At 70.6% G+C, this 13,215-nt stretch carries 11 protein-coding genes; 5 read left to right on the forward strand and 6 right to left on the reverse strand.

Translation table 11 applies throughout. The annotated features are described in order from the left end of the window. The first annotated feature begins 50 nt into the window (after positions 1 to 50). Positions 51 to 482, forward strand: coding sequence for a hypothetical protein (locus ACMGDM_RS11050; protein WP_436804166.1), 432 nt, complete (start codon positions 51 to 53; stop codon positions 480 to 482). A 185-nt stretch (positions 483 to 667) separates the two neighbouring features. On the opposite strand, the gene trpE is transcribed toward ACMGDM_RS11050, so the two are convergent. Together trpE and ACMGDM_RS11060 are read right to left on the reverse strand one after the other, a co-directional pair. Then, positions 668 to 2,179, reverse strand: coding sequence for an anthranilate synthase component I (gene trpE / locus ACMGDM_RS11055; RefSeq protein ID WP_436804167.1), 1,512 nt, complete (start codon positions 2,177 to 2,179; stop codon positions 668 to 670). Further along, the gene (locus tag ACMGDM_RS11060) at positions 2,163 to 4,094 is read right to left on the reverse strand and encodes a peptidylprolyl isomerase (RefSeq protein WP_436804168.1); all 1,932 of its coding nucleotides are present in this window, start codon (positions 4,092 to 4,094) and stop codon (positions 2,163 to 2,165) included. The genes trpE and ACMGDM_RS11060 overlap by 17 nt, the downstream gene beginning before the upstream one ends. 108 nt (positions 4,095 to 4,202) lie before the next feature. On the opposite strand from ACMGDM_RS11060, the gene tpiA reads away from it, so the two are divergent. Then, on the forward strand, positions 4,203 to 4,949 hold the full coding sequence (gene tpiA, locus ACMGDM_RS11065; RefSeq protein WP_436804169.1) for a triose-phosphate isomerase: 747 nt from the start codon (positions 4,203 to 4,205) through the stop codon (positions 4,947 to 4,949). A gap of 100 nt (positions 4,950 to 5,049) precedes the next feature. Here the strand turns inward: tpiA and ACMGDM_RS11070 are convergent, their stop codons facing one another. Beyond that, positions 5,050 to 6,435: a leucyl aminopeptidase family protein gene (locus ACMGDM_RS11070; RefSeq protein ID WP_436804170.1), complete on the reverse strand. Its 1,386-nt coding sequence runs from the start codon at positions 6,433 to 6,435 to the stop codon at positions 5,050 to 5,052. 77 nt (positions 6,436 to 6,512) lie between these two features. On the opposite strand from ACMGDM_RS11070, the gene trxB reads away from it, so the two are divergent. Beyond that, a complete protein-coding gene (gene trxB / locus ACMGDM_RS11075) occupies positions 6,513 to 7,481 on the forward strand; it encodes a thioredoxin-disulfide reductase (protein ID WP_436804171.1) in 969 nt (322 codons plus the stop codon). A 4-nt stretch (positions 7,482 to 7,485) separates the two neighbouring features. Here trxB and ACMGDM_RS11080 read toward each other — a convergent pair whose 3' ends face one another. Next, complete coding sequence (locus ACMGDM_RS11080) at positions 7,486 to 7,758, reverse strand: acyl carrier protein (RefSeq protein ID WP_436804172.1); 273 nt, start codon at positions 7,756 to 7,758, stop codon at positions 7,486 to 7,488. A gap of 168 nt (positions 7,759 to 7,926) precedes the next feature. Here ACMGDM_RS11080 and ACMGDM_RS11085 point away from each other — a divergent pair, with 168 nt between their 5' ends. Continuing rightward, positions 7,927 to 9,408: an AMP-binding protein gene (locus ACMGDM_RS11085; protein ID WP_436804173.1), complete on the forward strand. Its 1,482-nt coding sequence runs from the start codon at positions 7,927 to 7,929 to the stop codon at positions 9,406 to 9,408. Beyond that, entirely contained in the window at positions 9,405 to 10,631 is a 1,227-nt protein-coding gene (locus ACMGDM_RS11090) for a pyridoxal-dependent decarboxylase, exosortase A system-associated (protein ID WP_436804174.1), read from the forward strand. The genes ACMGDM_RS11085 and ACMGDM_RS11090 overlap by 4 nt, the downstream gene beginning before the upstream one ends. Positions 10,632 to 10,790: 159 nt before the next feature. On the opposite strand, the gene ACMGDM_RS11095 is transcribed toward ACMGDM_RS11090, so the two are convergent. Then, complete coding sequence (locus tag ACMGDM_RS11095; protein ID WP_436804175.1) at positions 10,791 to 11,867, reverse strand: 1,9-bis(guanidino)-5-aza-nonane synthase; 1,077 nt, start codon at positions 11,865 to 11,867, stop codon at positions 10,791 to 10,793. Positions 11,868 to 11,969: 102 nt separating this feature from the next. Beyond that, positions 11,970 to 13,202, reverse strand: coding sequence for a type III PLP-dependent enzyme (locus tag ACMGDM_RS11100; protein ID WP_436804176.1), 1,233 nt, complete (start codon positions 13,200 to 13,202; stop codon positions 11,970 to 11,972). Positions 13,203 to 13,215 lie beyond the last annotated feature (13 nt).

The following is a 13,215-nucleotide window of genomic DNA, read 5'->3' on the forward strand; positions in this document are numbered from 1 at the left end:
ACGCGGAGCCAGCGGACGGGGCGTGCGTTGGTCACGCGAGGAGAAGGTCGATGCTGCGTTCGTTGGTCGTGGTTGCCGCCAGTGTCGTGCTGCCGCTCGCGGCGGCGGCTCAGACCCAGGCCGTCGGAGACACCGGACGGACACCGCAGCGCGTCCGCAGCGTCACCCTGTCCGGCAACGAGACCTGCCCGCCCGCGCAGGGCGACGAGGTGGTGGTATGCAGCCACATCAACCCGGGCGACCAGTTCCGCATTCCCAAGGAGCTGCGCAACACCGCCGAACCCGCCGCGAAGAACCAGGCGTGGACGAACCGGGTCGCGGTGGCGGACCGCGCCAGCCGGGTGAACGGTGGTGTGCCGGACAGTTGTTCGCCGGTCGGCAGCGCGGGTCAGTCGGGTTGCGCGCTCTCGATCAACAACGCGTTCGCCGCGGAAAAACGTGCCGCGGAGAAGAACGACTCGATGATCCCCGGCGGACGCTGAGGCCAGCCGACGCTACGTCCGCAATCAAGCAGGTGGGCCGCGTGGTGATCGTGCCCGCACGCGCCTGAACATGTCTCCGCCGCCGGTTTGCCGCACTCGATTGCCGCGTGACAGGCTTCAGTCCCGTTTGCGGGCTGAGCGTAAATCAAGGGACTGAGCGACCGCCCGCGGCGAAACGCCCTGTCTTATTGCCCGAAGCCCGGCTCGCTCGCGTTCCGAAGCGCCTCCCGCGCGGCGGCGAACAACGCGCCCGCCTTCGCCTCGCACTCGCGCTGCTCCGCCGCCGCGTCGCTGTCGGCGACGATCCCGGCGCCCGCCTGGACATGGATCGCGCCGTCCTTCACCACCGCGGTGCGCAGCACGATGCACGAGTCCATCGATCCGTCCGGCGAGAAATAGCCGACCCCGCCGGCATACGCGCCGCGCTTCTCGGACTCGAGCTCGGCGATGATCTGGCAGGCGCGCACCTTCGGCGCGCCGCTCACCGTCCCGGCCGGGAAACCCGCGAACAGCGCGTCGATGGCGTCGTGACTCGGGTCGAGCCGGCCCACGACGTTCGAAACGATGTGCATGACATGGCTGTAGAACTCGATGCCATAGCTGTCGGTCACCTGGACCGTGCCGGGCGCCGCCACGCGGCCGACGTCGTTGCGCCCGAGATCGAGCAGCATCAGATGCTCCGCCCGCTCCTTGGGATCCGCGAGCAGGCTGTCGCGGTTGGCGGCATCCTCCGCTGCGGTGCGGCCGCGCGGCCGCGTGCCCGCAATCGGGCGGATCGTCACCTCACCATCGCGCGCGCGCACGAGGATCTCGGGGCTCGATCCGGTCAGCGCGAAACCGGGCAGGTCGAGATGGTAGAGGAAGGGCGAGGGGTTGATCCGCCGCAGCGCGCGATAGAGTTCGAAGGCGGGGAGCGGGAAGGGGGCGGTGAAGCGCTGCGCCAGCACCACCTGGAAGATGTCGCCCGCCGCGATATAGTCCTTCGCCGCCGCCACCATCGCGCGATAGCGCTCGGCGGGCATAACGGGCGTGAGCGCGAGCTCGGCCGCGTCGCTGCGGATCGGCGGGGGCAGCGACGCGTGCGCCAGCCGCGCCTCGACCACGTCGAGCCGTTCGACCGCGCGCGCCACCGCCGCCTCGGTCGCGCCAGCGTCCGGCCACACCGGGGCGACCAGGAACAAGGCGTCGGTGAGCCGGTCGAACACCAGCATGACGGTGGGGCGAACGAACATCAGGTCGGGAAGTCCGAGCGCATCGCGCGGCGGTGCGGGCAGCTTCTCGACCAGCCCGACCGTCTCGTAACCGAAATAGCCGACCAGGCAGGCGAGTGCGCCGGGCAGCTCGGGCGCGACCTCCATGCGGATGCTGGCCACCAACGTGCGCAGTGCCGCCAGCGTGGTCTCCGCGCACGGAGTGAAGGCGTCGCGGTCGTCGAGCCAGTCGCGGTTGATCTCGGCCACTTCGCCGCGCGCCCGCAGCACGAGGTCGGGCGCGAGCCCGAGCAAGCTATAGCGCCCTCGCACCGCGCCGCCCTCGACCGACTCGAGCAGGAAGTCGCCGCGGCCCGGCTCGATCAGCTTCAGCGCGGCGGCGACCGGCGTCTCGGTGTCGGCGATGCGACGGCGCCACACGAGTGCGGGACGTCCCGCCGCGAGCGCGGCGCGCGCCGCTTCGTCCGTGCTATTGCGCCCCGCCACCGACCAGATCCTTCTTCAGCTGCGCGATCGCGTCGTCGTGACGCTTCGCCCCCTGCAGCTTGGCAACCGCATTGGCGAACTGCTGCGCATATTCCGGCCCGATCGCGCGACCCAGATCCGCCCGCGTCGCCTGGATCAGCGGCGGCTGCTTGCTCGCGTCACCCGGGACGACCTGGTCGAGCTTGAGTACCAGCCAGCCCTTGCCGTCCGGCGACGGCACCGCCCGCGCGGTGCCCGGCGCCATGCTGAACAGCGCGGCGAGGACCGGATTGACCTGGCCGCGCGCGGTGATCTGGCTGCGCGAAGCGGTGATCGGCTGCACCGGGGGCGCCGTGACCCCCGTCGCCGACAGCGCCGCGGGCAGCGTCGCGCCCGACTTTACCTTCGCCACCAGCGTGTTCGCCGCCTGCTGCGCGGCCTTGGCGGCACGATCCGCGGTAAGGTCGGCGACAACGCGCGCGCGCGCGGCGGCAAGCGGCAGCGGGGTGGGTTTTACCACGCGGTCAAGCGCCACCACGGCGAAGCTGCCGTCCTCGCCCAGGTTCACCGTCGTCGGCGTATCGCCCTCCTCGGCGGCGAAGGCCGCGGCGACGACGGGTGCCAGTGCCGGATCCGCAGGGGTTCCCGGCTGATCCGGATTGGTCCCGTTCTGCAGCAGTGCGGGGGTGGTCTGCGCGGTCAGCTTCTGGTCAGCCACGACCTCGTTGATGTTGGCATTGTCGCCAAGCGAGTCGTCAACCTTGTCGCGGATCGCGGTGATCGCGTCCTTGGTCTTGCTCGCGCGGAGCTGCCTGACAAGTTCGTCGCGCGCCTGCGCCAGCGTCTTGCCCGGGTCGTTGGTGATCTTGTCGACGCGCGCGACGATGAAGCCGATCGCGCCGCGCACCGGCCCTACCACCGCACCCCCGGCAGCGCCGGCGATCGCCTGCGCCACCGCGGGTGAAGTCTGCGCGGCCAGCGCGCCTTGATCGACCGCGGTGATCGTGCGCGGCTCGAGTCCCGCGGCGCGCGCCGCGGCGCCCAGCGGCGTTCCCGCCTTCACCTTGGCGGCGAGCGCGGCGGCGGCCTTCTCGTCGAGCACGGTCACCAGCGTGACGTCGCGCAGCTGCTTGGGCGCATAGGTCGCCTTGGCGGCGTTATAGGCCTGCTGCACCTCGGCGTCGGTCGGCGTGACCTGCGTGGCCACCTGCGCGGGGCTCACCGTGGCGTAGCGGATCACGCGCCGCTCGGGCGTGGTGTAGCGCGCGATGTTGCGCTGATACCATTGCTGCACGTCGGCATCGCTCGGGGCCGGGCCGCTCGCGCTCGCCGGGACGAACGCGACCTGGCCGCTGCGCCGCTCGAGCAGCAGCGAGGCATAGTGCAGCGCGAGCTGCTGCGGGACCTGATGCGCCCCGATCGTCGGCTGGGTGAGGAACTGGGCCATGATCTGGCGCGCGAACTGCGCCTGCACCTGCGCGTCGGTGAAGCCGCGCTGCGCGATCAGCCGCTCATAGGCCTGCTGATCGAACTGGCCCGTCGCGCCCGCGAAAGCGGGGATCGCCTTAAGCTCGCTGCCGATCAGCGCCCGGCTGACGCGCATTCCCTGGTCGCGCCCGAACGTCTCGAGCGCGAGCGCGCTGACGTTGCGGTTGATCACCGCGTCGACACCGCCGAGCTGGACAAACTGCGCCATGTCGAGCGTCGGCTGTTCCTGCCGTGCCTGGGTCAGCTCGTCGCGCGCCTGCTGGCGGATGTCCGCCGCGGTGACGCTCTCCCCGCCAACCTCGGCGACCGGATGCCCGACCAGTCCGGTGCTGCTGGCGAGGCCGGTCACGTCACCCGCGGCGAAGGCGAGCGCGATCACGATCAGGATGCCGAAGGTGACGATGACGCCGACCTTGGAATGAATGATGCCGCGGAAGAAGGTGAGCATGAGCGAGCAGGGACCGGACAAAGTGAAGGCCGCGTCCTAGGGGCAAGCCGAGGTGGCATCAAGCCGCGAGGCTGGCTACCACGGTGCCGTAACGAGAGGGGGAGCGGGATGACGCGTCGCAAGCTGGTCGCGGGCAATTGGAAGATGAACGGCAGCCGCGCCGCGCTGGGCGAGCTGGAGGCGATTGCCGCAGCGGCGGCTGGCACGCCCGCCGTCGACGTGATGGTGGCGGTGCCGTTCACGCTGATCGCGCCGGCGGCGGAGCGCGTGCCGGGGTTGATGATCGGCGCCGAGGACGTGCACGAGGCGGACAGCGGTGCGCACACCGGCTGCGTCTCGGCGGCGATGGTACGCGAGGCGGGGGCGCGCTTCTCCATCGTGGGCCATTCCGAGCGCCGGCACGACCAGCACGAAACCAGTCAGGACGCATGGGCCAAGGCGTCCGCCGCGCATCGCCACGGGCTGCAGGTGATCCTGTGCTGTGGCGAGACGGGCGCCGAACGTGACGCCGGACGCGCCGAACGCGTCGTCCAGGCGCAGATCGAGAAATCGCTGCCCGAGAATGCGTCGGGCGACTGGCTGACGCTGGCCTACGAGCCACGCTGGGCGATCGGCACCGGGCGGACGCCGACGCTGGACGATATCGCCGCCATCCACGCCATCGCGCGCGCCAAGATGCGCAAGCTGATCGGCGACGCGGCGAGCGGCGTGCGCATCCTCTACGGCGGTTCGGTAACGGGCGACAATGCGCAGGCGATACTGGCGACACCCGACGTCGATGGCGCGCTGGTCGGCGGCGCGAGCCTCACTGCGGCGAAGTTCGTACCGATCATCGCCGCGGCTGCGGCGGTTTAGCGCGCGACGCGGGAGGAGCGCCGACTCTAGGCCTCAAGGGCGGTGGAACGACGTGGACGAAGCGTCACTGCACGAGGGCGGAGAGCCGCACATATTTACCTCAGCCGAACCGCGCCTTCAGCAGCGCGTAGGCAGCGCGAAGGCCATAAGCTTCGCCGCCGCGGGGGCGAGCCGGCTTGGCGGTCGGGCGCCAGGCGAAGGTGTCAAGATGTGCCCAGGGCAACGTCGCCGGCACGAAGCGGCGCAGGAACAGCGCTGCGGTGATCGCCCCCGCGAAACCGCCCTCGGGCGCGTTCACCAGGTCCGCGACGTCCGACTTGAGCATCTCGTCGTAGCCGCCCCACAGCGGCAGTCGCCATAGCGGGTCGCGCACCGTCTCCGCCGCGGCGAGCAGCTCGGCGGCGAGCGCCTCGTCCTGCACGAAGGTGGCGGGCAGATCGGGACCGAGCGCCACGCGTGCCGCGCCCGTCAGCGTGGCGAAGTCGATCAGCAGCTCGGGCGCGTCCTCCACCGCGCGCGCGATCGCGTCGCCCAGGATCAGCCGGCCCTCGGCGTCGGTGTTGGTGTTCTCCACCGTGAGCCCGAGGCGGGTCGCGAGCACGTCGCCGGGGCGGAAAGCGCTCGCCGAGATCGCATTCTCCACCGCCGGGATCAGCACGTGCAGCCGCACCCTAAGCCGCGCCTGCATCACCAGTCCGGACAGCGCGAGCGCGTGCGCCGCGCCGCCCATGTCCTTCTTCATCAACCGCATGCCCGCGGACGGCTTGATGTCGAGCCCGCCCGAGTCGAAGCACACGCCCTTGCCGACCAGCGCCACCCGTGGATGCGCGGGATCGCCCCACAACAGCTCGATCAGGCGCGGTGCGCGCTCGCGCGACGCCGCCTGACCAACCGCATGGATCATCGGATAACCCGTCGCGAGCGCGTCGCCGCGGGTCACGGTGATGCTCGCGCCGTGCGCGCGGGCGAGCGCCTCCGCCGCCGCCTCGAGCTCGGCGGGGCCGAGATCGCTCGCGCCGGTATCGACCCAGTCGCGGACCTGCGCGGTGGCAGTGGCAAGTCGGACCGTCTCGTCGATCGCGCCGACATCGCTGGTCAGCAGCACGCGCGGCCGCGCCGGCTCGGGCTTGCGGTAGCGCGTGAAACGATGCTGCGCGAGCAGCCAGCCCAGCCCCGCCGCGCCGACGCCTGCATCGCCGGCGAGCCGGTACGTGCCGTCCGGAAGGGTCTCGCCGAGCGAGGCGATCCGCCACGGCGACGACGGCTCCTCATCGCAGACCAGCAGCGCCGCCCAGTCCTCCGCACCGTCGCCCGGCAGGATCGCGCGATCGCCGGCCTTGCCCGTCACCCGGGCGGCCGCCGCGCCGGCGCGCGCGCGCGCCGGCTGGGTGGCAAGCCAGCTCTCGAAGGCGCCGGGGTGGACGACATGGAGCAGCCGGGCGGGCTGGTTGCGGTCGGGCTGGAGGAGCGCGGAGAAGTCAGTCATCGCACGACCAAAGCAGGACTTCGCGCGTCAGGCAACGCGCGGTTCCCTTCGCGTCACCGGCACCTTACATCGCCGCGATGACCACGCACACGACTCGCATGCTGATCCTCGGTTCGGGCCCGGCCGGGCTCTCGGCGGCCATCTACGGCGCGCGCGCCGGCATGGCGCCGATCGTCGTCCAGGGCATCCAGCCCGGCGGCCAGCTCACCACCACCACCGACGTGGAGAATTATCCCGGCTTCCGCGAGGTGATCCAGGGTCCGTGGCTGATGGAGCAGATGCAGGCGCAGGCCGAGCATGTCGGCACGCGGCTGATGTGGGACACGATCGTCGAGGTCGATCTCACGCGTCGCCCGTTCCGGCTGATCGGCGACGGCGGCGACGTCTATGAGGGCGAGGTGCTGGTGATCGCCACCGGCGCGCAGGCCAAGTGGCTCGGGCTCGACAGTGAGGACGCGATGAAGGGCAAGGGCGTGAGCGCCTGCGCCACCTGCGACGGCTTCTTCTACCGCGGCAAGAAGGTGGCGGTGATCGGCGGCGGCAACACTGCCGTCGAGGAGGCGCTGTACCTCACCAACCATTCCGACGACGTGACGCTGATCCATCGCCGCGACTCGCTGCGCGCCGAGCGCATCCTGCAGCAGCGGTTGTTCTCGCACCCGAACATCACGGTGCTGTGGAACAAGGAAGTCCGCGAGTTTGTCGACGGCGGCGGGAATGCCGGGCTGGTGGCGCTCGAACTTGAGGATACGCGCAGCGGCGAGCGCTCGCGGCTGGACGTCGACGGCGGCTTCGTGGCGATCGGCCACCATCCCGCGACCGAGCTGTTCCGCGGCCATCTTGCGCTCGACGAGGACGGCTATATCGCGGTCGAGACCGGCTCCACCCGCACCAGCGTGCCCGGCGTGTTCGCCTGCGGGGACGTCATGGACAAAGTGTATCGCCAGGCGGTCACCGCGGCGGGCACCGGCTGCATGGCCGCGCTCGACGCCGAGCGGTTCCTCGCCGCGGTCGAATTCGAGGCGCTCAGCGAGGCGGCGGAATAATCGGTCAGCTCAATGCCTTGCTTGCGGCAAAGCGGGTCAGCGCGCCGAACGTCTCGAGCATCTCTCCGTCGACCTCATCGTCCTCGATGACGATGCCGAGCCGGTCTTCCAGCTCGGTGAGCACGCCCGCGACCGCCATCGAGTCAAGCTCGGGCAGGGCGCCGAACAGCGGCGTGTCGGCGCGGAACGAGTCGACGCGCTCGGGCGGCAAGGCCAGCGCTTGGGCGAGCACCGCGCGCACCGTCGTCTCCACCTCGCTCATGCCTTCGGGGATCACGTCGCCTCCTCGTTCCTGCCGCGCGACACCGGCGGCAATGCGCGCGGCGTTAGGCGGCGTCGCGGCAGAGCGCAACCGGGCGCCGTGGGTCGCGCCGAGCGGCCGGGAGCTCTGAGCATGTCGGTGGGGGCTGGAAGAATGTCGCAACGATCCATCAAGGGCTGATCCATGGTCCCGCTCGATCCCGTGCCGCTACCGGTCGATCATCTGCTGCGAGGCGAGCCCGACACGCCCGCGCTGGTCGATCGCGCCGGCGCCGTGACCTTCGCGGCGGCCGAGGCGGCGGTCGCTCGGCTCGCCGGCTGGCTCGCGGCACAGCGGCTCGCTCCCGGAGAGCGTGTCGCGTCGTGGCTGCCCAAGACCCGCGAGGCGTGCTGGCTCCCGCTCGCCGCGGCGCGCGCCGGGCTGGTGCACGTGCCGATCAACCCGTCGCTCAAGCGCGTGCAGGTCGCGCACATCCTCGCCGACAGCGGCGCGGCGCTGCTGCTGACGCAAGAGGCCCGCGCCGCGACGCTGGCCGCAGGCGACGTGCCCGCCGGCTGCGCGCTCCACGTCGTTGCCGGCGAGGGCGACGCGCTACCGCCCTCCGCCGCCGCTCCGGACGCGCTCGCCGCGCTGCTCTACACCTCGGGCTCGACCGGACGCCCCAAGGGCGTGATGCTGAGCCACGCCAACCTGTGGCTCGGCGCAATCAGCGTCGCGCATTACCTCGGCCTCGCGCCCGATGATCGCGTCCTCGCCGTGCTGCCGCTGAGCTTCGACTACGGGCAGAACCAGCTGTTCTCGACCTGGGCGGCGGGGGCGAGCGTCGCGCCGCTCGACTATCTCGCGGCGCGCGACATGGTGAAGGCGGTCGAGCGCGTCGGGGCGACCACGCTGGCGGGCGTCCCGCCGCTATGGGTGCAACTGCTCGAGACCGACTGGCCCGACACGGTCGCGCTGCGGTTGCGGCGGCTGACCAATTCGGGCGGGGCGCTGACGCCGACGCTGGTGCGCGGCCTGCGCAAGCGTTTTCCGGCGGCGCGGCTATTTGCCATGTACGGGCTGACCGAGGCGTTCCGCGCGACCTATCTCGATCCTGCGTTGATCGACGACTATCCCGAGTCGATCGGGCGCGCGATCCCCTTCGCTGAGGTCTCGGTGGTGCGACCTGATGGCACGGCGGCCGCGGCGGAGGAGCCGGGCGAGCTGGTGCAGGCGGGACCGCTCGTGGCGCAGGGCTATTGGCGTGACCCGGAGCGTACCGCGGCGCGCTTCCGCCCGGCACCCGCTGGCGCGCGGGGGCGGGCGGTGTGGTCCGGCGACACGGTAGTGCGCGGCGCGGACGGGTTGCTCCGCTTCGTCGGGCGCGACGACGAGATGATCAAGACCGCGGGTAACCGCGTCAGCCCGCAGGAAGTGGAGGAAGCGGTCACCGCCGGCGGCGAGACGAACGAGGCGGTCGCCTTCGGCGTACCCGACGGGCGGCTGGGCCAGGTGATCGTGGTGGTGGCGCGCGGCGACGGAGCCGCGGATGCGGCGCTACGCGAGCGGCTCCGCCGCGACCTGCCAACGTACATGCAGCCGACGCGGGTCGAGTGGCGCGCCGAGCTGCCGCGCAACGCCAACGGCAAGCTCGACCGCGCCGCGCTGAGAGGGGCCATATCGTGAAGCCGATCGGTCCGCTGCCTGCGCGCTTCGCCGCGCAGCAAGGCCCGCTGACGATCGGCGGGCGCGACGCCGCTGCTCTGCTGGCCGAGCACGGCTCGCCGCTGTTCGTCTACGACATGGCGGCGGTCGCGGCGCAGGTGGCCCGGTTTCGCGCGACGATGCCGGATGGGGTGGCGCTGCATTATGCGATCAAGGCCAACCCGTTCGCGCCGCTGGTGGCGGCGATGGCGCCGCTGGTTGACGGGCTCGATGTCGCTTCCGGCGGCGAGCTGGCGCGCGCGCTGGCGGTGAAGCCTGCCGCCGCCGTCAGCTTCGCAGGGCCAGGCAAGCGCGACGACGAACTGGCGGCAGCCATTGCGGCGGGCGCGTCGCTCAACGTCGAATCGACGGGCGAGGCACGGCGCGCGTTGGCGATCGGCGAGCGGCTCGGGATCGCGCCGCGCGCCGCGGTGCGGGTCAATCCCGATGTGGAGCTGCGCGGGTCGGGGATGAAGATGGGCGGCCGCGCCTCGCCTTTCGGGGTGGATGCCGAACATGCTGCGGCGGTGGTCCGGTTGCTGATCGAGGGCGGCGCGGCTTGGCAGGGTTTCCACATCTTCGCGGGCAGTCAGGCGCTCGACGCGGATGCATTGATCGAGACCCAGACGGCGACGCTCGCGCTCGCGGCGCGACTCGCGCGCGAGGTCGGCATGACACCGCCGCTGGTCAATCTCGGCGGCGGGTTCGGCGTGCCCTACTTCGCGGGTGACCAGCCGCTCGACGTCGAGCGGGTCGGCGCCGCACTCGGTGAGGCGCTGGTGCGGCGGCCCGACGTGCTCGCCGGCAGCGAGTTTGCGCTCGAGCTCGGGCGTTGGCTGGTGGCAGAGGCGGGCGTATACCTCACCCGCATCGTCGACCGGAAGGTGAGCCGTGGCGAGACCTTCCTCGTCGTCGATGGCGGGCTGCACCACCAACTCGCCGCCTCGGGCAATTTCGGCACGGTGGTGCGACGCAATTATCCGCTCGCGGTGGCGGGGCAGATGAACGCGGCCCGGGAAGAGGAGGTGAGCGTGGTCGGCTGCCTGTGCACGCCGCTCGACCGGCTGGGCGACCGCGTGTTCCTGCCACGCGCCGAAGAAGGTGACGTAATCGCCGTGTTCCTCGCCGGCGCCTACGGGCTTACTGCCAGTCCTACGGCCTTCCTTGGCCATCCGGCGCCGGTGGAGCTGCTGATCGGTGGCTAGCCGCGCGTTCGCGGCGTGGGCGGGGTAATAGCGTCAGCAGAGCCGGCGGCCGTGCCTCGCCGGGACGCGTCACGCTCACCGGACGTCCGTCACCCTCATCAACGAACCCCCGCCGGATCGCTCCGACGGGGGTTCGTCCGTTCAACGCCGTTCGGCGGCTCAGGCGAACAGCTTTGCCCAGGCGCGCGTCTCACGGTCCTTCCACAGGCCGCGGTGGTAGGCGTCCGAGGCGAGGAGCGGCATCACCGAGCCGGCCTCGGCGAACACCATCTGCTCGATGCCGGTATTGACCTTGCCCCAGCTCGCCGCCTCCTGCAGCGTCGAGGACGAGCAGGCACCGTCGCGCACGTCCGCCACGGTGATCTGCACCGCGTATTTGTGCACCGCGACATCGTCGTGGCCGAGGATCTCGGCGCACACCACCGTGTCCTGGATAAAGTTCTTCGGGACGCCGCCGCCGATCATCAGCAGGCCCGTGGTGCCCGCCTTGATCTTGATCTCGGTGAGCTCGCGGAAGTCCGCCACCGCGTCGATCATCAGATAGGGCTTGCCGGCCTTGGCCGAATCGACCTGGTGCTTGACCAGCCCGAAGCCCGCCGAGGAGTCGACGAACGCCGGGCAGAAGATCGGCACGTCATGCTCATAGGCGAGCTTGACCAGGCTGTTCTCCTTCTTGCCGTGCTCGACGAGATACTTGCCCATCTCGCGGATGAAGGCACGGCTTGAATAGGCCTTGGGCTCCAGCGACTCGGCGATCTCGAAGATCGTGTGGTCGACGTTCTGGAGCGCCTCCTCGTCGATGTACGTGTCGTAGATGCGGTCGATGTAGAGCGAGCGCAGCGTGTCGTCGTCGGGGATCTCGAGCGCCTGATAGTGCTTGTGGCCGAGGCCCTCGAAGAAATCCATGTCGACGATGGTCGCGCCGGTGGCGACGATCACGTCGACCATGTTGTTGCGCACCAGCTCGGCGTACAGGTCCATGCAGCCGCCGGCCGAGGTCGAGCCCGCGATCACCAAACACACCGTGCAGTCCTTGTCGGCCAGCATCTGGTTGTAGATCTTGGTGGCGCGGCCGAGGTCGCGGCTGGTGAAGCTCATGTCGCTCATCGCGTCGACGATCGGGCGCGCGTCGAAGCTCTTGATGTCGACGTGCTTGACCTGCTTTGACAGCAGCTCCGCCTTGCGCGTGTCGTTGATGGCCGCCTTGGTGTCCGAAAGGGCGAGGGTGTCGGTCATGGGGTGCTCCCATTGGGGTACACGTCGTTCACGGGGACGCGGAAACCCATCTGACGGCGGCACGCCTCCGCGCGCCGCCGCCAATTCCTTGAAGTCGTAAGGTTACAGCTTGACGACGTTGTTGGCGACCGCGGGCTCCACCACGGTGTAGAGCGATTCCATCGGCTCGTCGGTCGCGATCACCGTCTCGTCCGAGCCGAAGCCGTTGAACGCGGTGCGCATCGCGGAACCGTAAGCGCCCAGCATGCCGATCTCGACATAATCGCCCACCACGATGTCCGCAGGAAGCGGAAAGGGGCCGGGCATATGGTCGAGGTCGTCGCAGGTCGGACCCCAAAAGCTGAACGGATGGTCGCGGACGGTCGACTCCGGCTCGCGCAGCAGCGCCACCGGGTAGCGCCAGCCGATGTGCGCCGCGTCGAACAGCGCGCCATAGGCGCCGTCGTTGATGTACAGCTCCTCGCCGCGGCGGCGCTCGACGCGCACCACCACCGAGCTGTACTCGGCGCAGAGCGCACGGCCCGGCTCGGCCCAGAGCTCCGCCGAATAGCTGATCGGCAGGCTCTCGAACGCGCGGTGGATCGTCTCGAAATAGCGCTCCAGCGGCGGCGGGGTCATCCCCGGGTAGGCCGAGGGAAAACCGCCGCCGACGTCGATGACGTCGACCGTCACCGCCGCGCCGACGATCGCCTGGCGCACGCGCTCCATCGCATTGCCATAAGCGTCCGGCGTCATCGCCTGCGAGCCGACGTGGAAACAGATGCCGAGCGCGTCCGCCACCTGGCGGGTCGCCAGCAGCAGCTCGCGAGCCTCGTCCGGCGCCACGCCGAACTTCGACGCGAGGCTAAGCTTGGAATGCTCCGACGATACGCGCAGCCGCACGCACAGCGTGAGGTCCGCGGCGCCGCGGGTGGCACGCACGATCTTCGCCAGCTCTTCCATGCTGTCGAGCGAGAAGGTGCGGACGCCGTGCGTGAAATACGCCTCGGCGATGGCCTCCTCGGCCTTCACCGGGTGCATGAAGCACAGCGTCGCCTGCGGCAGCGTCCGCGCGACCAGACGCACCTCGGCGATCGACGCGACGTCGTACGACGTCACGCCGTTGTCATAGAGCGTGCGTAGCAGCTCCGGGCTCGGGTTCGCCTTGACCGCATACATGGTCCGGCCCGGAAACTTCTCCGTAAAGAAGCGGGCGGCCCGTGCCGCGGCGTGCGGACGAACGATCGTCACCGGCTGAACCGGCTGACGGGCGGCAATGTCGATGGCCCCGACGACAGAATCGGCGGGAACGGTCGAAAGGGGCGCTAGCCCCAGCGCGCGATGATGCTGGTGCAATTCAAGGGACCTC

Source organism: Sphingomonas larreae, from assembly GCF_051400595.1.
Taxonomy (GTDB): Bacteria; Pseudomonadota; Alphaproteobacteria; order Sphingomonadales; family Sphingomonadaceae; genus Sphingomonas.

Coding starts and splice junctions, on each gene's coding strand:
- ACMGDM_RS11050 (WP_436804166.1), top strand. CDS start 51: ATGCTGCGTTCGTTGGTCGTGGTTGCCGCCAGTGTCGTGCTGCCGCTC.
- ACMGDM_RS11060 (WP_436804168.1), bottom strand. CDS start 4,094: ATGCTCACCTTCTTCCGCGGCATCATTCATTCCAAGGTCGGCGTCATC.
- tpiA (WP_436804169.1), top strand. CDS start 4,203: ATGACGCGTCGCAAGCTGGTCGCGGGCAATTGGAAGATGAACGGCAGC.
- ACMGDM_RS11070 (WP_436804170.1), bottom strand. CDS start 6,435: ATGACTGACTTCTCCGCGCTCCTCCAGCCCGACCGCAACCAGCCCGCC.
- trxB (WP_436804171.1), top strand. CDS start 6,513: ATGACCACGCACACGACTCGCATGCTGATCCTCGGTTCGGGCCCGGCC.
- ACMGDM_RS11085 (WP_436804173.1), top strand. CDS start 7,927: ATGGTCCCGCTCGATCCCGTGCCGCTACCGGTCGATCATCTGCTGCGA.
- ACMGDM_RS11095 (WP_436804175.1), bottom strand. CDS start 11,867: ATGACCGACACCCTCGCCCTTTCGGACACCAAGGCGGCCATCAACGAC.